A 26,756-nucleotide genomic window follows, 5' to 3' on the forward strand; every position below is an offset into this window, starting at 1 on the left:
CCCCCGCGGCTGGCGGGGGAGCACGATGGACTGTCAGACGTTGAAACTTTCGCCGCAGCCGCACTCGCTTGAGACATTGGGGTTGTTGAACTTGAAGCCTTCGTTCAGGCCTTCCTTAACGAAATCAAGCTCGGTGCCGTCAAGGTAGACCAGGCTCTTGCCGTCAATGATCACCTTAACGCCTTTGTTTTCAAAAACGATGTCGTCATCGTTCATATCGTCAACAAATTCCAGCACGTACGCCATCCCGGAGCAGCCAGAGGTTCTCACCCCCAGACGCAGGCCAAGGCCTTTGCCGCGGTTATCCATAAATGCCTGAACACGCTGCGCAGCGCTGTCGCTCATGGTAATTGACATCACAACCTCACACTTCAAAGCCCAACCAAGGTCGGGCTAAATGACTCAGAAATAATTACTTGGCGCTATGTTTGCTCTTGTAGTCGGCAATCGCTGCTTTAATGGCGTCTTCGGCCAGGATAGAGCAGTGAATTTTTACCGGCGGTAATTCCAATTCTTCAGCGATCTGGGTGTTTTTGATCGCTTCGGCCTGATCAAGAGACTTGCCTTTCATCCATTCTGTCACCAGCGAGCTGGAGGCGATGGCGGAACCGCAGCCGTAAGTCTTGAAACGGGCGTCTTCAATGATACCTTCATTGTTGACTTTGATCTGCAGCTTCATCACGTCGCCACAGGCCGGTGCACCCACCATGCCGCTGCCAACGCTCGGATCTTCGTTGTCGAAAGAACCCACGTTACGCGGGTTTTCATAGTGATCGATTACTTTTTCGCTGTAAGCCATGACCTTGCTCCTGAATCCTGAGAATTAATGATGTGCCCATTCGATGCTGTTGATATCCACGCCCTGTTTGAACATGTCCCACAGTGGAGACAGGTCACGCAGACGGCCGATGGATTTACGCACCAGTTGAATGGTGTAATCGATCTCTTCTTCTGTGGTAAAACGCCCCAGAGAGAAACGGATCGAGCTATGCGCCAATTCATCAGTCATGCCCAACGCGCGCAGCACGTAAGATGGCTCAAGGCTGGCGGAGGTACAGGCTGAACCCGAGGATACGGCCAGGTCTTTCAGCGCCATAATCAACGATTCACCTTCAACATAGTTGAAGCTGACGTTCAGAATGTTAGGAACACCGTGCTCCAGATCGCCGTTCAGATACACTTCTTCCATATCTTTCACGCCGTTCCACAGACGATCACGCAGCGTGCGCAAGCGTGCCATTTCCGTCGCCATTTCTTCTTTGGCAATACGGTAGGCTTCGCCCATACCGGCGATCTGATGGACTGGCAGAGTACCGGAACGCATACCGCGCTCATGGCCACCGCCGTGGATCTGGGCTTCGATACGGATACGTGGCTTACGACGCACGTACAGTGCACCAATACCTTTCGGGCCATAAATTTTGTGGCCGGAGAACGACATCAGATCGACTTTCAGCTTGCTCAGGTCGATAGGCAGTTTGCCCACGCTCTGGGTCGCATCGACGTGATAAATGATACCGCGCGCACGACACATTTCGCCGATAGCTTCGATATCCTGCACCACGCCAATTTCGTTGTTCACGTGCATGATCGAAACCAGAATGGTGTCTTCACGCATCGCGGCTTCGAGGGCCTGCAGACTGATAATACCGTTGCTCTGCGGTGCCAGATAGGTCACTTCAAAGCCTTCACGCTCGAGCTGACGACAGGTGTCCAGCACGGCTTTGTGTTCGGTTTTGCTGGTGATGATGTGCTTGCCTTTCTTTTGATAGAAATTGGCAGCACCTTTGATCGCCAGGTTATCGGATTCGGTGGCTCCGGAAGTGAACACGATTTCGCGCGGGTCAGCGCCAACCAGTTCAGCAATTTGGTTACGGGCGATATCTACCGCTTCTTCCGCCTGCCACCCGAAACGGTGGGAACGGGAAGCCGGGTTACCAAAGGTCCCGTCCAGAGTCAAAAACTGCATCATTTTCTCAGCAACGCGCGGATCAACCGGCGTCGTTGCTGAGTAATCCAAATAAATCGGTAATTTCATTGCTCTTGTGCTCCGTACATCACTTCCAAAAACTAAAAAAATATCGCCAGCTGCTTATGCGCGCAGATTAACGTTGATAGTTTCTTGCTGACGACCGTTGGCCGTGCGACGGGTATCGTTGTTTTGACGGTCCGCCACCACCAGCACGTCCTGGTTGTTTACCAGTTCAGCCAGCGTAATGTTGTTCAGGAACCCGCTGATGCGCTCGCTCAGATCGCGCCACAGGGTATGAGTCAGACAGCGATCGCCACCCTGACAGCCTTCTTTACCCTGGCAACGGGTTGCATCTACCGACTCATCAACAGCCGTGATAACTGCACCTACGGCAATCTCACTTGCGTCTTTGCCCAGCAGATAACCACCGCCCGGCCCACGTACGCTGGCCACCAGGCCATTCTTACGCAGACGGGAGAATAATTGTTCCAGATAAGAGAGCGAAATACCCTGGCGTTCAGAAATATCCGCCAGAGGTACGGGCCCTTCCTGGGAGTGCAATGCCACATCAAGCATAGCGGTTACGGCATAACGGCCTTTGGATGTCAGTCTCATAGCTAAGTGGTTACCTGTTGGTCAAACATGGCCGAAAGTCTGACATTCCTGAGTAAATCAGTCAACTATTTAACCTAGTAATTCACTCAAGTATTAGCACATTTTGGACTAAGCCAGATAATATGCATATAAAATACACATTATAACCGTTAGATAACTAATACTATTACCGCCAGTCGTCATTCCACATCAAATTAATTACCTTGATGTTTATCCTGTTTCTCGATCGACGTCAGCATGCCGCGCAAGATATTCAGCTCTTGAGCTTCCGGCCGCGCGCGGGTGAACAAACGGCGTAAACGGCTCATCACCTGCCCCGGATGGGACGGACGAATGAAGCCACTATGCTGCAGCGTTTGTTCCAGATGTTGATAGAAACGTTCGAGGTCATCCACCAACGGATAAGGGGTTTCTTCCAGCTGCGGCGCCCCCACCTGTTGACGATCGAGGTAAGCCACACGCACTTCATACGCCAGGATCTGCACGGCCATCGCCAGATTCAGCGAGCTGTAATCCGGGTTGGCAGGAATGGCGACATGATAATGGCACTTTTGCAGCTCATCATTGGTCAGGCCGACACGTTCACGGCCGAACACCAGCGCGACCGGAGCATGTTCACCTTCGTGTACGGCGCGTATGCCGCATTCACGCGGTTCCAGCATCGGCCACGGCAAGGTGCGTGAACGCGCACTGGTACCCACGACCAGACTGCAGCCGGCAATGGCGTCATCCAGGGTGTCAACAATGGTGGCATTGCCGATCACGTCGCTGGCGCCTGCGGCCAAGGCAATCGCCTGAGAATCAGGTTTTATCAGCGGATTAACCAAATAAAGGTTGGTTAACCCCATGGTTTTCATGGCTCTGGCGGTCGAGCCCATGTTACCGGTATGAGAGGTTTCTACCAGAACAATGCGGATGTTATGCAGCATACAAACTCTGAGCGTAGCGGAAAATCACAGCAGCTTAACACAGCCGTAGGCATTTTGCCGAACACCTGCTATACTTCGCGCCGTTTCCTGTTCTTTAACATCCTAGTTGGAAGATACCCATGCATCCGATGCTGACGATCGCCGTGCGCGCTGCGCGCAAGGCCGGTAACCTGATTGCCAAAAACTACGAAACCCCGGACGCTGTAGAAGCGAGCCAGAAAGGGACCAATGACTTTGTCACTAACGTCGATCGCGATGCAGAGCATCTGATCATCGACGTCATTCGCAAGTCCTATCCGCAACATTCTATTGTTACCGAAGAACGCGGCGAATTAGTCGGCGAAGATAAAGATGTACAATGGGTGATCGATCCACTGGATGGCACATCAAACTTCATCAAACGTTTCCCACACTTCTCAGTTTCCATCGCCGTACGCATCAAAGGCCGTACTGAAGTGGCTGTGGTTTACGATCCAATGCGTAACGAACTGTTCACCGCGGCTCGCGGCCAGGGCGCACAGCTCAACGGTTATCGTCTGCGCGGCACCAATGCCAAAGACCTGGATGGCACCATCCTGGCAACCGGCTTCCCGTTCAAGGTGAAGCAGCACGCAACCCCTTACATCAACATCGTTGGCAAACTGTTCACTCAGTGTGCCGACTTCCGTCGCACCGGTTCTGCCGCGCTGGATCTGGCCTATGTGGCCGCCGGCCGCGTTGACGGTTTCTTCGAAATTGGCCTGAAGCCATGGGATTTTGCCGCGGGTGAACTGCTGGTGCGCGAATCTGGCGGCCTGGTGACCGACTTTGTTGGCGGCCACAACCACTTCAGCTCCGGCAACGTGGTAGCCGGTAACCCGCGCGTAGTGAAAGCCATGCTTTCCACCATGCGGGAAGAACTGAGCGAAGCGCTGAAGCGTTAATATCGCGAAGTGAATGAATAAAGAAAAAGCGCTGCAATATTTGCAGCGCTTTTTTTATGTCGGTCAGCGGGAGAAAGGCCGGATGCCACCGATAAACTCCGACTGGGCAGTGACATAAAGCAACACCCCGGCGAACAACAGTATCAGGCCACCGGCCAGCGCCAGCGAACCCCAGGCGACTGCGCTCCAGGCTGCGGGCGCGCGTGAACGGCTAAGACGCACCGCCAACCGGCGGCTGTAATGTACCAGCAGCGCCAGCAATGAAATGGTCAATGAGGTGCCCAGCGCCATGGCCAGCGCCGAGAAAACGCCCCAGATAAACACGCCAATCACCTTGGAAAACAGCAATACCAGTATTGCGCCTGAACACGGCCGCATCCCCATCGCCAGCACGATGGCAGTCTGCGTACGCCAGTCGCTTCCCGCCTGCAGTTCGCTGTCGCTCGGCATATGGCGGTGACCACAGCCGCAATGATCGCTGTGAACATGATCCGCCGGTAGCGGTTGCAGACTATTGATGCGCAGAGCCGGAGAGGGACGCATGGCTTCCACCGCGTGATACAAACGCTTCAGCGCTCGCCAGCTCAGCAACACCCCGAGCAACATCACCAGAATAAAACTGCCCTTCTCCATCCAGAAACTACTCTGATGCAGTTGCCGGGACGACAACTGCAGTACCACCAGCATCAGCGTCACCAGGACGATCGCCACCAAGCCCTGAACCAGTGAAGCGGCAAAGGTCAGTTTCAGGCTGCTTTTCAGCCGCGCCGGATGAGTGGCCAGATAAGTGGCGATCACTACTTTACCGTGGCCGGGACCGAGGGCATGCAACACGCCATAGCTCAGGCTGAACAGCATCAACGCCAGCCCGGCTTGCTGTGGCGCCGCTTTTACCTGCTGCAACAGGCCAGCCAACTGCTGGTGCAGACTTTTTTGCCACACCACGCTTTGCATCAACAACTGCGGCCAATAGTGCCACACCAACTGAGCGCCCAGCGCCAGCAACAACGCAAACAGCAACAACGGCCACAGGCTGAAAGCCCAGTGTCGCTTACGCGTGCCGCGTTGGATGAGGTTTATTGACATTGCAGGCTGACCCGCTGGGCAAACTGTTGTCCCAGCGCCATATCTTCGCCAGGTGAATCATTCTTATCGAGGGATAACGCATAGGCCTGCAGGGAGCTGTCTGGTTTTGGCGTCATCAGTTTGAACTTGCACTGCGCCGCCATATCCGGCGGCAAATGCAGTGCCGTTTTATCTTTATAAGTCATATCGACAAAATAGGTGGGATCGTAAGTTGAAATCTCAAACGGCTTGCCCGCTAGCGGCTGCGGCTCGGCCAGCGGCAGGACAAATTCCAGCACCGCCTGGTGCCCCAGGCGCGAAAGGTGATATTCCGTTGGCAGGTTCAGGTATTTCACCGGCTTGCCGTCGCGATAGACATCGGTGAAATAATGTTGCCCCAAGACATTGGCCATCACTTGTGCCGCCAGTTTTTTCCACACTTCCGAGTCGTTTTTGGCATTTTCCGCATCGTACAGCAGATCCGCCGAGGTGATTTCATCCATAACCCAAACCATTTTCAAGCCAACCAGCTGTTGATCCTTAGCCACAAAGGTGGTGTTCATATCAATAAAGCTGTGCGGGTGAGCGACAGCGCCGGTGCAGAATAGCGTTAAAAACCCGGCAAAAATAAAACGTAACTTCATCATAAAAAGATACTCATTATTGTTATAAAGTAACACAAGCCGTTCTTCAACCACCGCAATTCCGCCCAATAATTGTGACGAAAGTTGTAAGCCGAAGTAAAACCGGGTGCCGTTGCCACGCCGCGCAGCGCCATTTGCTATGCTTATTCATAATTTAAACGTGACCTGCCTGAAGGTGATATGAGCCTGGACACTGGCCCCGTGCCTGAGCTCTCCGGTCAACAACGACGCTGCCATCTGTTATTGATGCTGTATGCGCCGGTGCCCGCAGTACAACTGGAGACTATCAGCCAAATTAATGGCGTCGCCCCCCCCATCACCCGGCAAGATATAGCCGAGGTTGCCAGTGAAATCCAGCGTTTCCACCATCTGGAGATCGACGGCAACCCCGACGAAGGTTACCGGATCAGGGGCAGTGCGCTCAACCAACGCCTCTGCCTGCTCCACTGGTTGCGAAGAGCCTTGCGCTGCAGCCCGGAATTTATCGATCACCATTTTTCCCACTGGCTACAGCAGGCTCTGGGGCTGAGCACCGATCTGACCCCGCAGTTGGAGCAGTGTATCAGTGAGTGTGAAACGTTGATCGACCGCAGCTTTGATCGGCGCGATCGTCAGTTCCTGCAGCACTACCTGCGCTATTGCGCATGGGAAACCCAACGTCAGCGGCACCCGACATTCAGCCCCACCCAGCGCGACTGGCTGCATCAGAAACCGGAGCATCAGGCCGCCGGCTGGCTGCATCAAGCGCTGAATCAGCTTTTTGTCCTGCCCCCCGAGGCCAGCGAAAGCGACTTTCTGGTGTTAATGTTCACCATGCTGAAAAACCACAGCTACCACAGCAACGACTCAGCGGAAGATCTGCGATTGATGGCGGCGATTGAAAATATGGTTGAACGCTTCCAACAGATTTCCGGCATGACCTTCAGCAGTAAAGAGGATTTGATCAGTCAACTGTTTGCCCACCTGGCACCGGCGGTAGAACGCTGTCGTTTTGAGATCGGCATCGATAACTCGCTGCTGGAAGAAGTGCAGCGCAAATATCCACGCCTGATGCGCACCGCTCAGGAGGCACTGGCACCGCTCGAACAGGAGTACAGCATTCATTTCTCCAGCGAGGAAGCTGGACTGGTTGCCATCAGTTTCGGTGCCTGGTTGATGCAGGGCAATGCGTTGCAGGAAAAGCAGGTGTTATTGCTGACGCTGGACAACCCCAAATTGGAAGAGGAAGTGGAATATCAGATCCGTGAATTAACGCTACTGCCGTTGAACATCAAATATTTGCCGCTGCGCGACTATCTGCACTCCGGTGCACCGCAAGGTGTCACATTGGTGATCACCCCTTATGCCACGGAGCGCGCTGAACCGCAACCGCCGCTGATTTATACCGAATTGCCGTTAGAGCGCCAGCAGCGCAAAGCCATCCGTGCGCTGCTGGAAACCTCTTAACGACTGTCGCTGACTGCAGCCGCCGGCGGGCGGATAAACAGCGCCGGCACCACCACTGCCGCCATCACCCAGAACACCCCACCCTGCAGATGCTCGAACAGGAAGCCGGCGATCACCGTCATAATCGCAATGCCACCGCCCATCGCCAGCGCCGAGTAGACCGCCTGCAGTCGGATCACTTCCGGCCCCTTGCGCGCGGCGATAAAGCGCATCGCTGCCAGATGGCAAACGGTAAAGGTGCCACAGTGCAGAATTTGGATCACCAGCAACCACCCCAGTTCGGTACTACTGGCCATCAGGCCCCAGCGCAGGATCCCGCAGCAGGCGGAGAGCAGCAGCAGATTGCGTGCATTCCAGCGACGGAACAGGAAATTGCTGCTGGCGAAAATAATCACTTCCGCCACCACGCCCAGCGACCACAAGTAGCCAATAGTCGAAGCCGAATAGCCCGCCTCCTGCCAATAGATAGAACCGAAACTGTAATAACCGGCATGTGCGCCCTGCAACAGGGTTACGCACAACAGGAAGCGCCAGACTGGCCCTTCCTTAAGCATCTCCCACAGTGAACGATCGGCCTCGCTATGGGTCCGCGCCTCGCCCTGTGGCATCACGCTCGGTTTCAGCATCATGCCCAACAGCATTGCCAGTATGCTGATGATCAGGCTGTAGAGAATGGCGTTATGGCCCCAGACGGAAACCATTTGCCCGGTCAGCGCCGAACCAATCACAAACGCCAGCGAGCCCCATAGCCTGACCCGGCCGTAATCCAGGGTAATTTGTTTTTGCCAGGTGCCGGCCAGCGCATCGGTCAGCGGTACCAGCGGCGAAAAGAACAGGTTGAAACCGGCGATCACCAACATCAACCAGCCCCAGCCGTTGCCAAAGCAGAACCCAATGGCAAAAGCCAGCGTCAGTAACGCCAACAGGCGTAATGCCGTCACCAGATGAGAGGGATCTTTTACCCGAGGGGCAATCAACAAACTACCGAGGAAACGCGCAACCAGACCGGCGCCGAGCAGAATACCGATGGTTTCAGGCGGTATGCCTTCACCTTTTAACCAAACGCCCCAAAAAGGTAAGAAGATGCCGTAAGAAAAGAAATAGGTGAAATAACTGAGAGCTAGCCAACGCGTAGATTGCAGAACCATGATCCCTCCGGTGTGAGAGCGATACTTTGACAGAGGTCACATTGGCTAGCAATGTTCATTCACCTTCAAAGGGATAGAGTGCAATGCAGTTCACAGTTTATGCCCGGAATCAGGGCGCAACTTGCAGCGCCCCTACGACGGAGGGTCGGCTATTTACCCTAATAAATGGTCCGGACCGAACCCAAAGGGGAAAAGCTCCTAGATGTCGCTCTTGGTCATCAATGCCGCACCCACGGTAAAACTAGAATAAGAGGCAAAGGAAAACGCCCTGGCCCGGGAGGCCGCAGCAATCATTTCTTGTATCTTGGCTTTATCATCCATTTCAATTTCTCCTTTTGATTGAATTCATTAAATTGCACCAGAAGGCGGTATAATTTTCCCACTGCATAAATTGCGGTCCGCCCCAATGTGGGGAACAGTCACTGGAAAAGCAGGCAACATGCCCCTTCTGATACTTACCAACCACCAGCAAGGGGTCACCGTTAATCTCGGCTAATGTTTCGCTGCCAGGTTTGGCAATAAATTTTTTATATCCCAGCAAAATCGGCCATTCAATCATTAATACTCCCCCCCATAGCGACGTAGTCTTTTATCAGTGACAGGGCATTGGCCATCACCTCTATTCTATAAAAGGTTTTATTTTGCAATAAGAAGGTATTACTGCCGATATCGCTAATCACGACAGCATCATAAATTAGCCGTTCGTCCAACGTTTGCGGAAAGGCGGTTTGCACGGTATGCGCCGGAATATAATCGATAGTCATCCCCGCGCCGCGTAAACAGGACAACAGATACTCCGCGCCCTCTTCATATTTACTCGATGTAAAGCTGTCAAAGCCTTTAGAGTGGATCATGTGGATATGCCATGACTCACCAGCAATGCCATTACCGTCACTAACAGACACGGAGAACAAAATGAATAACCTGCGTCATACGACACTCCATATTATAATAATTGTATTTTATTAATGCATGCCATGAGAGTAAATAACAATCATATAGACGCACATCACATAACACGCCCTAAATACAAGACAATGCAATTAATTAAAAGGCGACAAATATCAAAACCTGTTGTTATTAAATATATTAATAATTAATATTAATGGCGAAAACATATATACGACGTTGGATCTATCACCGTCGACAGAAGGTAAAAAAAAACCGGCCACCTAAGTGACCGGCATGACGCCTGAGCGTTTTTTAGCGAGAAAGCGGAATTATGCGTAAACCGGCAGGCGGGCGCAGATATCCAGTACTTTCTTCTTAGTGCGTTCGATGGTGGCTTCATCGTTGATGTTGTCCAACACATCGCAGATCCAGCCGGCCAGTTCACGCACATCAGCTTCTTTAAAGCCGCGGCGAGTCACAGCCGGAGTACCGATACGCACACCGGAGGTGACGAACGGGCTCTTGGGATCGTTTGGCACGCTGTTTTTGTTCACAGTGATGTTGGCACGGCCCAGGGCTGCGTCAGCTTCTTTACCGGTCAGGTTCTTGTCAACCAGGTCCAGCAGGAACAGGTGGTTATGAGTGCCACCGGAAACCACTTTGTAGCCGCGTTGCAGAACCACTTCCACCATAGCTTTGGCATTATCGGCCACTTGCTGCTGGTAAATCTTGAACTCAGGCTCCATCGCTTCTTTCAGCGCCACCGCTTTACCGGCGATCACGTGCATCAGCGGGCCGCCCTGACCACCAGGGAACACGGCGGAGTTCAGCTTCTTATACAGGTCTTCATCACCGCCTTTCGCCAGGATCAGGCCGCCGCGCGGACCCGCCAGGGTTTTGTGGGTGGTGGTGGTCACGATATGCGCGTGAGGGACCGGGTTCGGATAAACGCCGGCGGCAATCAGGCCCGCAACGTGCGCCATGTCAACGAACAGGTAGGCACCGATGCTGTCGGCGATTTCACGCATTTTTGCCCAATCAACGATACCGGAGAAGGCAGAGAAGCCGCCGATGATCATTTTTGGTTTATGAGTCTGTGCCTGTTTAGCCAGATCTTCGTAGTCGATTTGACCTTTTTCGTCGATGCCGTAAGGCACCACGTTATACAGTTTGCCTGACAGGTTAACCGGAGAACCGTGGGTCAGGTGGCCACCGTGAGCCAGGTTCATCCCCAGAATGGTATCGCCCGGCTGCAGCAGCGCGGTATAAACGGCGAAGTTCGCCTGGGAACCGGAGTGTGGCTGAACGTTGGCGTAATCAGCACCGAACAGCTCTTTGGCACGGTCGATAGCCAGTTGCTCAACGATATCCACATATTCGCAGCCGCCGTAATAACGCTTGCCCGGATAACCTTCAGCGTATTTGTTGGTCAACTGGGAACCCTGAGCCTGCATTACGCGCGGGCTGGTGTAGTTCTCAGATGCAATCAGCTCAATGTGCTCTTCCTGACGCACCACTTCTTGCTCCATTGCACGCCATAGTTCGGCATCGTAATCAGCAATGTTCATTTCACGCTTTAACATCCGGCTTCTCCTGACTTAAATCGGCTAACTAAAAAATCACCAAATAACTACCCGGTTGGGTTCTGGCCCACAGTGTAAACTGTTTCGCCCCACTGAGGATAGGCCTTGACAGAGGTTTTTACGCAAACGATTGGCATTAGGCGCAGCAAGGCTTTGATCCGATAAACTACTCTATTCGACAACGGACTTTTACTCATACTGAGCATGCGGTTTTTTCATGTTCTGTGAGCAAGATCGTCGCTTAACGACCCCGCAACAAAAACAGGGGTATTTACAGCCAAGGCAGAAACCGTTAGGATGCGTTAAAACTTAAAGATGCATTTGAAATGCATCATTTGAATATTCCAATAATGATCGACCAAGGAGCGCTACCATGCTGGATAGCCAAACCATCGCCACCGTAAAATCTACCATTCCCCTGCTGGCCGCTACCGGGCCGAAACTGACTGCCCATTTCTACGATCGCATGTTCGAGCACAATCCTGAGTTAAAAGATGTGTTCAATATGAACAACCAGCGCAATGGCGATCAGCGTCAGGCGCTGTTCGATGCGATCTGTGCCTATGCCGCGAATATCGAAAATCTGGCGGCATTGCTGCCGGCGGTAGAACGTATTGCTCAGAAGCACACCAGCCTGAATATTCGGCCGGACCAATACCAAATTGTTGGCGGTCATTTACTGGCAACCCTGGATGAAATGTTCAGCCCAGGCCAGGAAGTGCTGGATGCCTGGGGTAAAGCTTATGGCGTGTTGGCGGATGTGTTTATCCAGCGCGAAGGCCAGATTTACCAGGCCAGTGAAACGGCTGACGGTGGCTGGCGTGACCTGCGCGCATTCCGCATCGTCAAAAAACAGCCACAGAGCGAGGTGATTTGCAGCTTCGTGTTGGCGCCGGTTGACGGTGGCAAGATAATCGACTTCAAACCGGGTCAATACCTGGCGGTCTACATCAAGCACGACAGCATGGAAAACCAGGAAATTCGCCAATACTCACTGACCACCTCACCGAATGGCGAATACTATCGCATTGCGGTAAAACGTGAAGATCAGGGTAAGGTATCGAACTTCCTGCATCAGCAAGCCAAAGAAGGCGACGTAATTTATCTCGCTCCGCCGCACGGGGATTTCTTCCTCGAAGCACAGCCGGAAACTCCGGTGGCGTTGATCTCCGCCGGTGTCGGCCAAACGCCGATGCTCGGCATGCTCAATACCCTGCACGATAACCAGCACCCTGCGGACGTACACTGGTTGCACGCAGCGGAAAACGGCAGCGTTCACGCCTTTGCCGATGAAGTGGCAAACATCGCCGACCGCATGCCAAACCTGAGCCGCCACGTCTGGTACAACCAACCGGGCGTCAATGATGTGGAAGGCCGTGACTACCAGAGCCGTGGCCTGATGAACCTCAGTGCCCTGCGCGAAACGCTCAGCACGCCGCAGATGCATTACTACTTCTGTGGGCCGGTGCCGTTTATGCAACATGTGGGCAAGCAGTTGCTGGAGATGGGTGTAGAAGCCGAACGCATCCACTACGAATGCTTCGGCCCGCATAAAGTTCTGTAATTAAAAGGGGCGCGACCTGTTGTCGTACCCTCAGATGGCTGATAATGCTCGTTATTAGGAAGAGCGTGCCAAAAGGGTCGTAGCGGCTTGCCCGCCGACCAATTTGCCGGGAGCATATTGGAACGACTTCCAGTCGGCCCGAGGGTGGGACACAAGGATGTGTCCCATAACGGCCCCCTCGGTGCGCTAATCCCGAGTATCTCTATCTAACAAACAGCTCAACCCGCGCCCTTCTGTTATTTCTCCGCCAGCTTACGTGTCTCTTGAACCTGCTGCGCCGTAACCGGTGCCGCCTGGTTGCCCCAGCTTCCCCGTAAATAACTCATCAGATCGGCGGCCTGTTGATCGTTCAACGTCCAGGCGTAACCCGGCATAGCGATCGCCGTGGCATGTTGGGTGATTGGCGTATGCGCTCCTTCCAGCACCACGCGCAGCGCGGTTAGCGGATTCTCCGCTGTGACCGTTGCGTTACCCGCCAGTGCCGGGATGGTGTTGTCGCTGCCCTCGCCCTTATTGCCATGGCAGGTTGAGCAATACATGGCATAGGTGGCTTGCCCTGCCTGCGAATTGCCAGTCGTCATTGCCACGGCTTTCTCCACCTGCGGTTTTTCCGCCGCCAGACTGTGCAGATAGGTCGCAATGGCTTTCAGATCACCATCGGCCAGATATTGCGTACTGTGGCTAACCACCTCACCCATCGGCCCTGCGACCGCCGCATGTTGGCTACGTCCGGTTTTCAGCAAGTCCACGACCTCGTCCTGTTTCAGCCCGCGTAACCCGGAAGCGTACCAACCATCCAGCTCGGCGCCACTCAGGAAGGCCGGCTCTTTGCTATCCAATCCTTTCTCCTGCATCGCCCAACCGCGCGGCGTATGGCAACTGCCACAGTGCCCCGCCCCTTGCACCAAATAAGCTCCGCGATTCCATTCAGCACTCTGACCCGCGTCCGGCTGGTAAGGCGTATCCTCATGGAACAGCTGGTTCCATATTGCCAACGGCCAACGCATCGACAGTGGCCAACTGATATCACTGGCACGGTTAGCCTTGTTCTGCGCCGGGACTTCCTTCATCAGGTAGTCGTACAGCGCGCGCATATCTTCCGCATTCATTTTGGCGTAAGAGGTGTACGGCATCGCCGGATACAGCCGATGGCCATCTTTGGCGATCCCCTGGCGCATCGCACGGTCAAACTCGTCAAAGGAATAAGCTCCGATACCCTGCTGCTTATCCGGCGTAATATTGGTAGCGTAAATATTGCCCAGCGGGGTCGGAAACTTCATGCCACCGGCAAACAGAGCGCCGCCCGGAGCGGTATGGCAGGCGGTGCAGTCACCGGCCTTGGCCACGTATTCCCCGGCCGACATCGCCTGGGCCGAACCGCCCGCCGCCAGTAAGGTCAGTAAATACAGTGAACGCATGCTCATGCTCCCTCCTTGGCGGCAACATGGCCGAATGCCAGCTCATTTACCGCTCGCCATGCCTGGTCGATCGCCGAATTGGCGTACGGGCTCCAGTCTGAATCCGAGTTGGCAATCACAATTTTGCCGATAGGCTGGCGTGCCGTCTCTATGATTTTTTTTGCCTCGTCCTCATCGTCAAACAGCCCGTTGAGGAAGTAAGAATAGCCGTGCGACCAGCGGTTAACGGTAATCGCCTCGATATCACGCTGATGATCGAAACCGGCAGAGCCGAGCATGCCCTGCAGTTGTTCGCGGATCATCTGCTCATGCACTTCAAACGGCGTCCCCAACAGCAAGGCGCGACCTTTTCGCGACTGTTCGCGCGGGCTCAGCCCACTGCCCGCCAGCGTCGGTACATACACCATGTGCAGGCCAATCGGTTGGTTCGGATCCCGCGGGTGCTGATAGCCGCCCATGCTCACCGGATAATCCAGCTTCACGCGGCAATAAGGCGCCGTCGGCGAGTAAACTTCATGCACGCCCAGTTTGATAAACGACTGCCAGTTGCGGATCACCACTTTGCTGTACACCAGCGGCGACTTGACGTTCTGCTTCAGCGCCTGTTGCTGCTCAGCTGACATTTCCGGCACCAGATACGGGATCATCATGTTGTACCCGGCCATCACTACCTGCCCGGCGCGCACCTTGGTCATCTTCTCGCCGGTCATATAGGTCACTTCGACCTTGTCGCCGACGTTGGCCGCGTGCAGCCCGGTGCTGTTCAACCGCAGTTTTACCGGTGACTCAGCTCGGTCGAGCTGGCTGTAGTCAAACTTCGCCAACACGATGTCATTCATGTCTTTGCCAACCGGTGAGACTGCCGGGATCAAATGACGCACCATTAAGCGCGTCAGCGTGGCGTTGCCGTCCGGGAAGTGGAACACGTAAGGATCGTCGAGATCCGCCTGCGACTCTTCATCCAGCGGCGGCAGGTTCATGCCGTTCAGGCCGGGAAGATCGCAGATACGCGCATCGCTGCAAGAGGTGGCGTCGATACCCACCGCCTGGAAATCACTGGTGGTTTGTTGAAAATAGCGGATCGCCATTTCGCTCAGGCCAACCTTGTCACGCAGGAATTCGGTATAACTGTGCTTGTCGAGCCATTCGCTTTTTTGTTCCTGGTCCATCTCCGGCAGATAATCTTTATCCACGGTGTGCAGCACAATCAGCGCCTGACGATCGCTTTCCGGCAGAGGGAAATCACCGATAAAGGCTTCGTAGGAACGGCCGTTGAGGCGGTCATGGGGGATATCATCCGCCACCATGCGACCCGGATCCCCGCTCACCACTTTGTCGACGCCGAAGTTTTTGCGATCGAAATAGACGCCACGGCTCAGGTTCAGATCTGGGTAGAAGGTTTTATCGAAAGCCTTTTCCAGGTTGTCGATGCTGACGCCCAGCTTTTGTAGCAGTCCCATCGCCACCGGGCTGAAGTTGGAACGCGGCGACTGCAGCGACTCGCTGCCACCGTAGCCGAGGATGGTGCCGTTCTCGCTGCTGAACTCATTGCGCTTGGCGTGACCACCGAAGTCGTCGTGGTTATCAATCAGCAAAATACGCTGCTGCGGCCCCTTCATTTGCTGCCAGAAACAGGCGGCCGCCAGCCCGCTAATACCGGCACCGACCACCACCAAATCGAACTCTTCCGTGGCTGGGATGCTGGCAAAATCGAAGGCCTTGCCGTCACGTCCCAGTTGATGCGCATGCTCAAACGAACCGGGATGGTTGCCCCGCAGCCCGGTCAGCGTCGGTGGGTAATAGAGGGTTTGATTGGCGGTTTGCGGCGATGCCCGCAGGATCTGCATCGGCGTTAACCCGGCGGCGATGGTGATCGCTACCCCATTAAGAAAATCGCGTCTGGTGATGCTCATAATTGGCTTCCTGTGAGTTTGATGACAAATTGGTCTTTGAACCCGAGATACCCGGGCCTAGCGCACCGAGGGGCGCTCCGGCGGGCAAGCCGCTACGACCCCTTCGGCACGCTCTCCCTAATAACGGGCTTTGTCAGCAGTCTGTTTTTATTATCATCAGACCGGGGGGCCGGTCTGAAAGCCGCGTTATTTTGCAGATAAAACCTGATAAATCAATGTTTAAACATCACGTGGCGGATAGCGGTGTAATCTTCCAGGCCGTACATCGACATATCCTTGCCGTAACCGGACAGCTTTTGGCCACCGTGCGGCATCTCACTCACCAACATGAAATGGGTATTCACCCAGGTACAACCATACTGCAAACGGGCGCTCAGGCGGTGTGCCCGGCCCACGTCGCGCGTCCACAGGGAAGACGCCAGCCCGTAGTCAGACTCGTTGGCCCAGGCCAGTACCTGTGCTTCGTCGTCGAACGGCGTGACGGTCACCACCGGGCCGAACACTTCACGCTGGACGATTTCATCTTCCTGCCGAGCCCCCGCCAACAGCGTCGGCTGGAAATAGTACCCAGGGCCGTTAACCCTTTCACCACCGGTCACCACCTGCACATGCGGCAAAGCCTTGGCCCGTTCAACAAAACCCACCACCCGCTCCAGATGCTGAGCGGTTATCAATGGGCCCAGTTCGCTACTTTGGTCTTCCGGCGGGCCAATCTTCAGGCTGCCGATAGCCTCCCCCAACGCCTTCACCAACTGCGGATAGATCCCCTTCTGCGCATAAATGCGGCAGGCGGCGGTACAGTCCTGACCGGCGTTGTAGAAACCAAAGCTGCGGATCCCCTCCACCACCTGCTGCAGGTCGGCGTCGTCAAACACCAACACCGGTGCCTTGCCCCCCAGCTCCATATGGGTGCGCTTAATACCGGATGCGGTATGGCCAATGATGTGTTCGCCGGTGGCGATTGAGCCGGTCAGCGACACCATGCGCACTTTGTTATGGCCGGTCAGCCTGTCACCGACGCTGGCACCACGACCAAACAGGACGTTGAGCACGCCCGGCGGGAACAGCCCGGCGGCCAGTTCAGCCAGCTTGAAGGTGGTCAACGGGGTTTGTTCCGACGGCTTAAGCACCACGCAGTTACCTGCCGCCAGCGCCGGAGCCAGCTTCCACGCCGCCATCATCAGCGGGTAGTTCCAGGGGGCGATCGAGGCGACTACACCCAGCGGATCGCGGCGGATCATCGACGTGTGTCCGGCCAGATACTCACCGGCCGCCAGCCCGCTCAGGCAACGACTGGCCCCGGCGAAAAAGCGGAAGACATCAGCCACACCCGGCAGTTCGTCATTCAGTACGCAGTGGTAGGGTTTACCACAGTTGATCGATTCAAGGCGGGCCAGGGTTTCCGCATGGCTGTCGATCAGATCCGCCAGCTTCAGCAGGTGTTCAGCACGTTCTTTCGGCGTGGTCTGCCCCCAGTGTACAAATGCGGCGTCGGCCGCCAGCACGGCCTGATCGACCTGCTCTGCACTGGCTTCAGCCACCTGTACCACCACCTCTCCGGTTGCCGGGTTATACACCGGCAACAACGCGCCCTGGCCGGTAACCAGTTGGCCGTTAATCAACAGTTGGCTTTGCATATAGAAGAAACCCTCAGTTATTTATTTTTAGCGACACGATCCCTTTCCCCAATGGATTTCAAGTTGCAGCTAGGCGGCAAGAGCGTAAATCCCCCGGAGCTTATACAAAATAAGTGACTGGGGTTTACACTCGCAGCCAACAACGCTGCAGCTTGAAAGACGAAGGGGAAAGTTATTTGCCGCTGCCGGCGACGCTTTCGCCGCCCTTGGTCAGGTAATAGGCCCCCAAAATCGGGAACATGGTCAACAACATCACCGACAGTGCCACCACGTTGGTGATGGGCACATCGCGTGGGCGGCCAAGCTGGTTCAGCAGCCACAGCGGCAACGTGCGCTCATGTCCGGCGGTAAAGGTGGTGACGATGATTTCATCAAACGACAGCGCGAATGCCAGCATGCCACCGGCCAGCAACGCCGAACCCAGATTGGGTAGCATCACGTAGCGGAAGGTTTGCCAGCCGTCGGCGCCGAGATCCATTGACGCCTCGATCAGGCTATGGGACGTCCGGCGGAAACGAGCGATGACGTTGTTGAACACGATCACCACGCAGAAGGTGGCATGGCCAATCACGATGGTCAGCACCCCCGGTTCGATATTCAGTGCCTTGAACGCCGCCAGCAGCGCCAGACCGGTAACAATGCCCGGTAGCGCGATCGGTAACAGCAGCAACAGTGAAATGCTGTCTTTACCGAAGAAATCACGCCGGTACAGCGCCGCCGCTGCCAGGGTGCCCAGTACCAGCGCTACCGCCGTCGCCAGCGCGGCAATTTGTGCAGAAAGCAGCATCGCATCGATAATGTCCTGCCGACCGGCAGCAACGCTAAACCAATGCAGCGTGAAGCCCTTCGGTGGGAAGCTGAACGCCGCGTCCTCGGTGTTGAAGGCATAGATGGCGATAATCGCCAGCGGGAAATGCAGGAAAATCAGACCGCCCCAGGCGGCCAGTTTCAGCCCTAATGGCGCGCGCTCAGAGTGCATCGAAGGCCCCCAGACGTTTCACAATGGACAGATAAATCGCGATCAACACAATCGGCACCAGGGTAAAGGCTGCTGCCATCGGCATATTGCCGATCGCCCCTTGCTGGGCGTACACCATGCTGCCGATGAAATACCCCGGCGGCCCCACCAGCTGCGGCACAATAAAGTCCCCCAGCGTCAGCGAGAAGGTGAAGATCGACCCGGCGGCAATGCCTGGCACCGCCAGCGGCAGGATCACGTAACGGAAAGTCTGCGACGGGCGTGCACCCAGATCCGCCGAAGCGTGCAGCAACGAAGGTGGCAGACGTTCCAGCGCCGCCTGGATCGGCAGGATCATAAACGGCAGCCAGATATAGACAAACACCAGAAAACGCCCCAGCCCGGATGTCGACAGGGTATTGCCGCCGACGCCCGGTACGGTCAGGATCGCTGCCAGTACCGGCTCCAACCCCAGATGCTGCAGGAACCACTGCGCCACGCCATCCTTTGCCAGCAGCAGCGTCCAGGCATAGGCCTTGACGATATAGCTGGCCCACATCGGCATCATCACCGCGATATAAAAGAACGCCTTGACGCGGCCACTGGTGTAACGCGCCATGTAATAGGCAATCGGGAACGCCAGCACCGCACTGGCCAATGACACCAGCACCGCCATCGTCAGCGTGCGCAGAATGATGTCGTAGTTGGCCGGGTTAAACAGCGCCCGCAGATTATCGAAGGTCAGATCCGGCGTCACCGTCATGGTGAAATCGTCGAAGGTATAGAACCCCTGCCACAACAGCGTCAATAATGAGCCGAGGTACACCGCACCGAACCACAGCAACGGCGGCACCAGTAACAGCAGCAGGTACAGCGTCGGCCGGCGGTAGAGAAAGGTCGACAGGGCGCGCAAGGTACCGCGGCGCGGCGCGGAATAGTCGATGCTCATCTCCATCTCACCTCTCCTCCAGCAGCGGTACCATCGCCTCACGCGACCAGCAGGCGGTGACCGGCTGACCGATCACATGCTGCTGTCCGGCGGCGTGCCACTGAGGATTCGCCTCGCTGACCAGCAGTTTTTCACCGCTGCTCAGCGCAATTTCATAACGCGTCGCCGCGCCCTGATAATGGATCTCTTGCAGCGTGCCCTGCACCTGAACTTCGCCCTGTACGGCACCGGTCATATCCACCAGGCGAATATGCTCGGGGCGGATCGAGAAAGTGGCGGTCTGGCCGAGCAAGCGCTGCGCCAGTTCGCTGCGCACCACGTTGGAAGTCCCGACAAATTCGGCGACAAACGGCGTCTTCGGCCGCATATACAGTTCACGTGGCGCGTCCACCTGCTCGATACGCCCGTTATTGAACACCGCCACCCGATCCGACATCGACAGCGCTTCGCTCTGGTCGTGGGTGACGAAAATAAAGGTGATCCCCAATTGGCGCTGCAGCTTTTTCAGTTCGCCCTGCATCTGTTCACGCAGCTTGAGATCCAGCGCGCCAAGGGGTTCATCCAGCAACAGCACCCGTGGTCGGTTAACCAGCGCGCGGGCCAGTGCCACACGCTGCCGCTGACCACCGGAAAGGTGCGCCGGTTTGCGTTCGGCGACGAACCCCAACGCCACACTGTCCAGCGCTTCCTGTGCGCGCGCCAACCTTTCACGCTTGGCGACGCCTTTCACCATCAATCCGTAGGCCACGTTTTCCAGCACCGACATGTGCGGGAACAGCGCATAATCCTGGAAGACGGTATTCACGTCACGCTGATACGGCGGCAGATTGGCCGCTTCCTGGCCGTGAATACGGATCGAACCGGCGCTGAGTTGTTCAAAGCCGGCGATCAGTCGCAGGCAGGTGGTTTTGCCCGAACCGGAAGGCCCGAGCATGGAGAAGAATTCCCCATCTTGTATTTCGATAGAAACCCGGTCCACGGCACGAACGTCGCCGAAGCTCCGCGAAACATCGATAAATTGTACGGCAATGGTCATGATCTGCGCTCCTGATAGGCATTCATCGGGCGTAGCAGGCTACGCCCTCCGCGGGTTACCGACCGCCCATGATGGCGATATAGTCCTGAGTCCAGCGGCTGTACGGCACGAACTTGCCGCCCTGCGCCTGCGGCGTTTTCCAGAAGGCAATCTTGTCGAACTGGTTGAAGCCGTTGGTTTCACAACCCTTGTCGCCCAGCAGCGTACTGGCCTTGCAGCCTGCCGGAGAAGCCGGTACCGAACCAAACCAGGCGGCAACGTCGCCCTGCACTTTTGGCTCCAGCGACCAGTTCATCCACAGATAAGCACAGTTCGGGTGTTTGGCGTCAGCGTGCAGCATGGTGGTGTCCGCCCAGCCGGTAACGCCCTCTTTCGGGAACACGGTGCCAATCGGCTGGCCTTCTCCTTTCAGGGCATTGGCCTGATACGGCCAAGCGCTGGAGGCCACGACACCTTCGTTTTTGAAATCACTCATCTGTACCGAGGTGTCATGCCAGTAGCGGTGAATCAACGCATGCTGGGTGCGCAATATCTTCAATGCCGCCTGATATTGCTCTTCGTTCAACTGGTACGGATCGCTGATACCAAGCTGCGGCTGCGTAGCCTTCAGGAACAGCGCCGCATCGGCGATGTAAATCGGCCCGTCATAAGCCTGTACCCGGCCCTGATTGGTCTTGCCGTCAGGCAGGTTCTGTTGCTGGAACACCACCGCCCAACTGTCTGGCGGCGTCGGGAAGGTTTTGGTGTTGTACATCAGCAGGTTTGGCCCCCACTGATAGGGTGTGCCGTAGGTTTTGCCGTCTACGGTGTACCAGGCCCCGTTCAGCAGGCGCGGGTCGATGTTTTTCCAGTTGGGGATCAGCGCAGGGTTGATCGGCTGCACCCGCTTACCGAAGATCAGGCGTAACGAGGCGTCGCCGGAAGCGGTGACCAGGTCATATCCGCCCTTGGCCATCAGGCTGACCATTTCATCGGAGGTAGCGGCGGTTTTCACATTCACCGCACAGCTAGTTTGTTTTTCAAACTGGCTGACCCAGTCATAGTTTTTATCGGACTGACCGCGTTCGATATAGCCGGGCCAGGCGATGATATCCAGTCGCCCTTCGCCTTTACCCAGCGCCTGCGGCAAGTCGGCCGCCTGGGCCAGGCCACAAAGCACGGTGAAACAGAGTGCGGAAACTGTGGTGGTGACTGCGGTAGTTTTTCCCATCGTAATTACCCCTGTGTTGCGTATCTGTGTGCGGCAGGGAACGGCTGCCGCCCTGGTTTTATTAGAAGGCGGCTTTAAACTTCGCCATGACGTGTCTGACCACGCTGTAGTCTTGCAGTGAATCACTGGAAAGATCTTTGCCGTAGCCGGAGCGTTTCAGGCCCCCGTGCGGCATCTCACTCGCCAGGGTGAAATGGGTATTGATCCAGGTGCTGCCGTATTGCAGATGCGCGGCAATATGCAGCGCCCGATCGATATTCTGCGTCCAGACCGACGAGGCCAGGCCGTATTCAGAATCGTTTGCCCAGTTGACCGCCTGCTCCAGATATTCGAAGCGGGTGACGCTCACCACCGGGCCGAACACCTCGCGCTGGACGATTTCGTCGCTTTGCAGGCAGCCGGCCAGCAGCGTGGGTTGGTAGTAGAAGCCAGGGCCGGAATGCGCGGCAGCGCCGGTGATCAGTTCAATATGTGGCTGGCTGAGCGCCCGCTCGACAAAGCTGGCGACGCGATCGCGTTGGCGGCTGCTGATCAGCGGGCCGATTTCGTTGTCTTCATCGCGTTTGCGGGCAAAACGCAGGCTGGCAACCGCCTCGCCCAGCGCCTCCACCAGCTTGGGATAGATCCCCGCCTGCGCGTAGATGCGGCAGGCGGCGGTGCAGTCTTGTCCGGCGTTGTAGTAGCCATAGGTGCGGATGCTGTTGACCACTTCATCTAGGTCGGCGTCGTCGCAAACAATCACCGGAGCCTTACCGCCCAGCTCGAGGTGGGTACGTTTGACGCTTTTCGCCGCGGCCTGCAAAATTTTTTGCCCGGTGACGATGTCGCCGGTGACCGATACCAGCCGCACCTGAGGATGACCGACCAGATGGCTGCCGACCCCTTCCCCGCCGCCGTAAATGATATTCAGCACGCCCGGTGGCAGGATGTCCTGCAACGCAGGCACCAGCGCCAGAATGGTCAGCGGAGTATGTTCGGAAGGTTTGAATACCACGGTGTTACCCGCCGCCAGCGCCGGCGCGATCTTCCACGCCGCCATCATCAGTGGGTAGTTCCACGGCGCAATCGAGGCCACCACGCCGATCGGGTCGCGGCGGATCATCGAAGTGTGTCCTTCAATATATTCACCGGCCAGTTGTCCCTGCTGGGTGCGCACCGCGCCGGCAAAGAACCGGAACACATCGACGGCAGCCGGCAGATCGTCATTGAGCGCCTGATGCAACGGCTTGCCGCAGTTGAGCGCCTCCAGACCGGCCAGACGCCCGGCCTGCCGTTCGATGGCGTCGGCAATGCGCAGCAGAATAGCAGCACGGTAGGCCGGCGTGGTGCGCGACCAGTGGCCGAAAGCCTGCTGTGCCGCTTTGACCGCACTGCCAACCTGTGCCGATGAGGCTTCGGTGATGGAAACCAGCGTTTCGCCATTGGCGGGATTAACGATGCACTCTTGCTGGCCTTCGCCTTCGACCGACTGACCGTTAATGAATTGCTGACAGGATAAACCTGAAAGGAGGTGCACATCTGCCATCGCGTATCGCCTCTAAGTGACCAAAACGTTAACTAAATGTGAATAAGTTAGTTTTGATCAGACTAAGCGAGCCTCAAGCAGCCAACAAATTCTAAATACTGAACGCCGCGTTCGATTAAATCGAATGCTTCAACCCAGCGGCATGCATATTGCCGTTCTCACGCGCAATGGTAAGGAACGGCGTGACCAGCTCCGGCCGCGCACTGCCACGTCGCCAGGCCAGACCGATGTCCAGCGGCTCCAGCAGATCCACCAGCTTGCGTGCCTCAATCATGTTGCCTTCCAGCGACCAGGCGCGGTAGGCCATGTCCGGCAGGATCGAAACGCCCATGCCTGCCGCTACCAGGCTACGCACCGCCTCCGTCGATGCGGTTTTCATGGCAATCTCCGGTTTTACACCGGCGCGTGCCCAGATGCGCCGCGCATGGACGTCCATTTCATCGGCGTTAAGCTGGATCAACGGCAGTTTCGCCACGTCCGTCAGGCCGATGCTTTCATGATCAAGCAACGGATGCAGCGGCGGCAGCCACAGGCGATAAGGCGAATGCATCAGCACTTCGGTCTGCAGCGCATCGCGGTCTTCGATATTCGACAGGATCAGCACGCCGATATCTATCTCTCCACTCACCAGCAGATGCTCAATATACGGGCGTTCGTCTTCGATCACCTGAAGGGTAACGTTGGGGTAAGCCGATTTAAACCGCTTCAACAGCTCGACCAAAAAGTACCCGGCCACCAGGCTGGTCACGCCGATGGTCAGCTTGCCGGTCAGGCTTTCGGTCCCCAGTTGCAGGCTGCGCTTGGCGTTATCCACCGTCGCGAGGATCAGATAAGACTGGCGCAGAAACTGGTGGCCCTGGTGCGTCAGGTTCATACCCTTGGCGTGGCGATCAAACAGTCGCACGCCGATGTCGGTTTCCAACTGCTGAATGGCCAGCGTCAGCGAGGATTGGGAGACAAACACCGCCTGCGCGGCGGCGGAGATCGAACCGGTTTCCGCCACGGCAATAAAATGGCGGATTTGGCGCAGCGTCATCATAGGTAACAACCTTAATTAAAACAGTTGGGTTGAGTGTAGATGCCGTGCGAAAAGCGATCGGAAAAACCATCCAAAACGCGACAGCCTTCGCTTTTTTAGAATGCTAACCACAGGAATGACTGAGACTGGAGAATAAAACCGCGGGTTCAAGGGGGAATGGCAGAAACAACAAGGGCGCAGTATGAACTGCGCCCTCAAACAACTAACAAATAAAATCTATTATTAGGGAGAGCGCCCCTCGGTGCGCTAGGCCCGGGTATCTCAATAAATTAGATCGCTTCTTCGTCCTGCTCGCCGGTACGGATGCGCACGACTCGCGCCACGTCGAAGACAAAGATTTTGCCGTCGCCGATTTTACCGGTTTGTGCAGTCTGCATAATGGTCTCTACGCAGGTATCGACGATATCGTCGGCCACCACGATCTCAATTTTCACCTTCGGCAGAAAATCGACCATGTACTCCGCGCCACGGTACAGCTCGGTGTGGCCCTTCTGGCGGCCAAAGCCTTTCACTTCGGTAACGGTCATCCCGGTAATGCCAACCTCAGCCAGCGCTTCACGAACATCATCCAGTTTGAACGGCTTGATAATAGCGTCGATCTTTTTCATCTTGTTTCCTTTACCAATTTTTGCGGCCAAAGCCGGATGTGATTGGGTAGCGGCGGTCTTTGCCGAAATTGCGAGCGGTGATGCGCGGCCCAACGGCGGCCTGACGCCGTTTGTATTCGTTGATATCCACCAGGCGAATAACTTTGCGCACGATCGCCTCGTCGAAACCTTCAGCCACCAGATCAGCGACCGACTTATCGCGCTCGACATAACCTTCCAGAATCGCATCCAGAATGTCGTACGGCGGTAGGCTGTCCTGATCGAGCTGATCCGGTGCCAGCTCGGCGGACGGCGGACGATCGATAACCCGCTGCGGGATCACGTATGAGACGGTATTGCGGTATTCGGACAGCTTGAACACCAGCGTTTTCGGTACGTCCTTCAGCACGTCGAAGCCACCCGCCATATCACCATACAGCGTGGCGTAGCCTACGGCCATCTCGCTTTTGTTGCCGGTGGTCAACACGATGCTGCGGCGTTTGTTGGACAGCGCCATCAACACCACGCCACGGCAGCGTGCCTGCAGGTTTTCTTCGGTGGTGTCGCGTTCGGTACCGGCAAACATTGGCGTCAGCTGGCCCATAAAGGCATCGAACATAGGTTCAATGGAGACGATGTCGAACTCAATGCCGAGGATTTCCGCTTCTTCCTTCGCATCGGCGATACTGATATCCGCGGTGTAACGGAACGGCATCATCAGCGCCTGCACTTTGTCTTTGCCCAATGCATCGACGGCAATCGCCAACGTCAGCGCCGAATCGATACCGCCGGACAGCCCCAACACCGCGCCCTTAAAGCCGTTTTTGGTCACGTAATCACGCACCGCCAACACCAGGGCTTCGTACACCTGTGCCAACTGCGGCAGCTCGGCGGCCGGAGCGGTCATCGGCACCACCTCCAGCTCATTGAGCTCAAGCAGGGTCACCTGCTCGGCAAACGCCGTCAGGCGGTGGGTCATGTTGCCAGCTGCGTCGAATACCTTCGAGCAGCCGTCGAAAATCAGTTCATCCTGCCCACCGATCTGATTCAGATACACCAGCGGCAGATGAGTACGCTGGCAATGACCGGCCATCAGCGTCTTGCGGATATACGGCTTTTCACGGTTGTACGGCGAGGCATTGATCGACAAAATCATTTCGGCACCGGCCGCCTTGGCGGCATCCACCGGTTCCGGGAACCACAAATCTTCGCAAATCAGCAGGCCCAATTGATAGCCTTTCAGCTCTACCACACAGGTTTCGTTACCGGCCTCGAAGTAGCGTTTTTCATCGAAAACGCCGTAGTTCGGCAACTGCTGCTTGAAGTAACGCGTCAGCAACTGCCCTTCGGAGAACAGCGACAGCGCATTATACAGCTTGTCGCCTTCGCGCCACGGGTGGCCAACCAGAATGGCAACCTCGGCGGATGCCTGCTGCAAACGGTGCAACTGCACGTCACAACGCTGATAAAAATCGTTGCGGTACAGCAGGTCTTCCGGCGGATAGCCGGAGAGCGCCAACTCGGTGAACATGACCAGATCGGCTCCCGCCTTCTGCTGCTCTTGCACGGTTTGCAACATGCGTTCGGTGTTGCCTTCAATGTCACCGACCAGCAGATTTAGCTGGGCCAGTGCGATGGAAAGTGATCTGCTCATTGTTTAGGATCCCGCTTAATACGTTCCATGGTGCTCTGTGTTGGGCCATG

The 26,756-nt window shown here is 56.0% G+C and carries 24 protein-coding genes and 1 pseudogene; 3 read left to right on the forward strand and 22 right to left on the reverse strand.

Annotated elements, in window-relative coordinates:
* Window positions 1-33: 33 nt before the first annotated feature.
* The 5 genes from iscA to trmJ all read right to left on the reverse strand — a co-directional run bounded on the left by iscA (window position 34) and on the right by trmJ (window position 3,516).
* Window positions 34-357 carry an iron-sulfur cluster assembly protein IscA gene (iscA, locus tag F8R23_RS18225; RefSeq protein ID WP_085118282.1) on the reverse strand — a complete coding sequence of 108 codons (324 nt, stop codon included), beginning with the start codon at window positions 355-357 and terminating at the stop codon, window positions 34-36.
* A 55-nt stretch (window positions 358-412) separates the two neighbouring features.
* Window positions 413-799: a Fe-S cluster assembly scaffold IscU gene (iscU, locus tag F8R23_RS18230; RefSeq protein ID WP_012146333.1), complete on the reverse strand. Its 387-nt coding sequence runs from the start codon at window positions 797-799 to the stop codon at window positions 413-415.
* 24 nt (window positions 800-823) lie between these two features.
* The gene (locus F8R23_RS18235) at window positions 824-2,038 is read right to left on the reverse strand and encodes an IscS subfamily cysteine desulfurase (RefSeq protein ID WP_085118284.1); all 1,215 of its coding nucleotides are present in this window, start codon (window positions 2,036-2,038) and stop codon (window positions 824-826) included.
* Window positions 2,039-2,092: 54 nt separating this feature from the next.
* Window positions 2,093-2,587, reverse strand: a complete 495-nt coding sequence (iscR, locus tag F8R23_RS18240) for a Fe-S cluster assembly transcriptional regulator IscR (RefSeq protein WP_085118285.1) — start codon at window positions 2,585-2,587, stop codon at window positions 2,093-2,095.
* Window positions 2,588-2,781: 194 nt separating this feature from the next.
* Window positions 2,782-3,516: a tRNA (cytosine(32)/uridine(32)-2'-O)-methyltransferase TrmJ gene (trmJ, locus tag F8R23_RS18245; protein WP_085118287.1), complete on the reverse strand. Its 735-nt coding sequence runs from the start codon at window positions 3,514-3,516 to the stop codon at window positions 2,782-2,784.
* Between the two features lie 119 nt (window positions 3,517-3,635).
* On the opposite strand from trmJ, the gene suhB reads away from it, so the two are divergent.
* The gene (suhB, locus tag F8R23_RS18250; RefSeq protein WP_085118289.1) at window positions 3,636-4,439 is read left to right on the forward strand and encodes an inositol-1-monophosphatase; all 804 of its coding nucleotides are present in this window, start codon (window positions 3,636-3,638) and stop codon (window positions 4,437-4,439) included.
* 63 nt (window positions 4,440-4,502) lie between these two features.
* On the opposite strand, the gene F8R23_RS18255 is transcribed toward suhB, so the two are convergent.
* Both F8R23_RS18255 and F8R23_RS18260 read right to left on the reverse strand, forming a co-directional pair.
* Complete coding sequence (locus tag F8R23_RS18255) at window positions 4,503-5,525, reverse strand: nickel/cobalt transporter (RefSeq protein ID WP_151415881.1); 1,023 nt, start codon at window positions 5,523-5,525, stop codon at window positions 4,503-4,505.
* Window positions 5,516-6,151, reverse strand: a complete 636-nt coding sequence (locus F8R23_RS18260; protein ID WP_232811023.1) for a DUF1007 family protein — start codon at window positions 6,149-6,151, stop codon at window positions 5,516-5,518. The genes F8R23_RS18255 and F8R23_RS18260 overlap by 10 nt, the downstream gene beginning before the upstream one ends.
* Before the next feature lie 177 nt (window positions 6,152-6,328).
* Between F8R23_RS18260 and csiE the strand changes: the two genes are divergently transcribed.
* Window positions 6,329-7,594 (forward strand): stationary phase inducible protein CsiE, encoded by a 1,266-nt coding sequence (gene csiE, locus F8R23_RS18265; RefSeq protein WP_129937409.1) that lies wholly within the window; start codon window positions 6,329-6,331, stop codon window positions 7,592-7,594.
* On the opposite strand, the gene F8R23_RS18270 is transcribed toward csiE, so the two are convergent.
* The 4 genes and pseudogenes from F8R23_RS18270 to glyA form a co-directional block, all read right to left on the reverse strand.
* A complete protein-coding gene (locus F8R23_RS18270) occupies window positions 7,591-8,742 on the reverse strand; it encodes a 3-phenylpropionate MFS transporter (RefSeq protein WP_112348605.1) in 1,152 nt (383 codons plus the stop codon). The two genes, csiE and F8R23_RS18270, sit on opposite strands and share 4 nt — an antisense overlap.
* Before the next feature lie 198 nt (window positions 8,743-8,940).
* The gene (locus tag F8R23_RS24380) at window positions 8,941-9,063 is read right to left on the reverse strand and encodes a hypothetical protein (protein ID WP_261103975.1); all 123 of its coding nucleotides are present in this window, start codon (window positions 9,061-9,063) and stop codon (window positions 8,941-8,943) included.
* Between the two features lies 1 nt (window position 9,064).
* Window positions 9,065-9,596: pseudogene (locus F8R23_RS18275) on the reverse strand (glutamine amidotransferase).
* Between the two features lie 366 nt (window positions 9,597-9,962).
* The gene (gene glyA / locus F8R23_RS18280; RefSeq protein WP_099062681.1) at window positions 9,963-11,216 is read right to left on the reverse strand and encodes a serine hydroxymethyltransferase; all 1,254 of its coding nucleotides are present in this window, start codon (window positions 11,214-11,216) and stop codon (window positions 9,963-9,965) included.
* Window positions 11,217-11,589: 373 nt separating this feature from the next.
* Here glyA and hmpA point away from each other — a divergent pair, with 373 nt between their 5' ends.
* A complete protein-coding gene (gene hmpA / locus F8R23_RS18285) occupies window positions 11,590-12,780 on the forward strand; it encodes an NO-inducible flavohemoprotein (RefSeq protein ID WP_151415882.1) in 1,191 nt (396 codons plus the stop codon).
* Window positions 12,781-13,016: 236 nt separating this feature from the next.
* Here hmpA and F8R23_RS18295 read toward each other — a convergent pair whose 3' ends face one another.
* The 11 genes from F8R23_RS18295 to F8R23_RS18350 all read right to left on the reverse strand — a co-directional run bounded on the left by F8R23_RS18295 (window position 13,017) and on the right by F8R23_RS18350 (window position 26,706).
* The gene (locus F8R23_RS18295; RefSeq protein ID WP_129937411.1) at window positions 13,017-14,204 is read right to left on the reverse strand and encodes a cytochrome c; all 1,188 of its coding nucleotides are present in this window, start codon (window positions 14,202-14,204) and stop codon (window positions 13,017-13,019) included.
* Entirely contained in the window at window positions 14,201-16,111 is a 1,911-nt protein-coding gene (locus tag F8R23_RS18300; protein ID WP_151415883.1) for an NAD(P)-binding protein, read from the reverse strand. Before F8R23_RS18300 ends, F8R23_RS18295 begins: the two co-directional genes overlap by 4 nt.
* Window positions 16,112-16,323: 212 nt before the next feature.
* Window positions 16,324-17,748 (reverse strand): aminobutyraldehyde dehydrogenase, encoded by a 1,425-nt coding sequence (gene patD / locus F8R23_RS18310; RefSeq protein ID WP_112348601.1) that lies wholly within the window; start codon window positions 17,746-17,748, stop codon window positions 16,324-16,326.
* Window positions 17,749-17,920: 172 nt separating this feature from the next.
* Window positions 17,921-18,727 carry an ABC transporter permease gene (locus tag F8R23_RS18315; protein WP_085118310.1) on the reverse strand — a complete coding sequence of 269 codons (807 nt, stop codon included), beginning with the start codon at window positions 18,725-18,727 and terminating at the stop codon, window positions 17,921-17,923.
* Window positions 18,717-19,655: an ABC transporter permease gene (locus F8R23_RS18320; RefSeq protein WP_390900950.1), complete on the reverse strand. Its 939-nt coding sequence runs from the start codon at window positions 19,653-19,655 to the stop codon at window positions 18,717-18,719. Before F8R23_RS18320 ends, F8R23_RS18315 begins: the two co-directional genes overlap by 11 nt.
* A 7-nt stretch (window positions 19,656-19,662) precedes the next feature.
* Window positions 19,663-20,691: an ABC transporter ATP-binding protein gene (locus F8R23_RS18325; RefSeq protein ID WP_129937415.1), complete on the reverse strand. Its 1,029-nt coding sequence runs from the start codon at window positions 20,689-20,691 to the stop codon at window positions 19,663-19,665.
* A 55-nt stretch (window positions 20,692-20,746) separates the two neighbouring features.
* On the reverse strand, window positions 20,747-21,901 hold the full coding sequence (gene ydcS, locus F8R23_RS18330; protein WP_085118314.1) for a putative ABC transporter substrate-binding protein YdcS: 1,155 nt from the start codon (window positions 21,899-21,901) through the stop codon (window positions 20,747-20,749).
* Window positions 21,902-21,962: 61 nt separating this feature from the next.
* Window positions 21,963-23,426: a gamma-aminobutyraldehyde dehydrogenase gene (locus F8R23_RS18335; RefSeq protein ID WP_129937416.1), complete on the reverse strand. Its 1,464-nt coding sequence runs from the start codon at window positions 23,424-23,426 to the stop codon at window positions 21,963-21,965.
* A 115-nt stretch (window positions 23,427-23,541) separates the two neighbouring features.
* The gene (locus F8R23_RS18340) at window positions 23,542-24,465 is read right to left on the reverse strand and encodes a LysR substrate-binding domain-containing protein (protein ID WP_112348596.1); all 924 of its coding nucleotides are present in this window, start codon (window positions 24,463-24,465) and stop codon (window positions 23,542-23,544) included.
* A gap of 269 nt (window positions 24,466-24,734) precedes the next feature.
* Complete coding sequence (glnB, locus tag F8R23_RS18345) at window positions 24,735-25,073, reverse strand: nitrogen regulatory protein P-II (RefSeq protein WP_004847623.1); 339 nt, start codon at window positions 25,071-25,073, stop codon at window positions 24,735-24,737.
* A gap of 10 nt (window positions 25,074-25,083) precedes the next feature.
* Complete coding sequence (locus F8R23_RS18350; protein WP_129937417.1) at window positions 25,084-26,706, reverse strand: NAD+ synthase; 1,623 nt, start codon at window positions 26,704-26,706, stop codon at window positions 25,084-25,086.
* Window positions 26,707-26,756 lie beyond the last annotated feature (50 nt).

Source organism: Serratia proteamaculans (assembly GCF_008830365.1).
GTDB lineage: Bacteria > Pseudomonadota > Gammaproteobacteria > Enterobacterales > Enterobacteriaceae > Serratia > Serratia proteamaculans.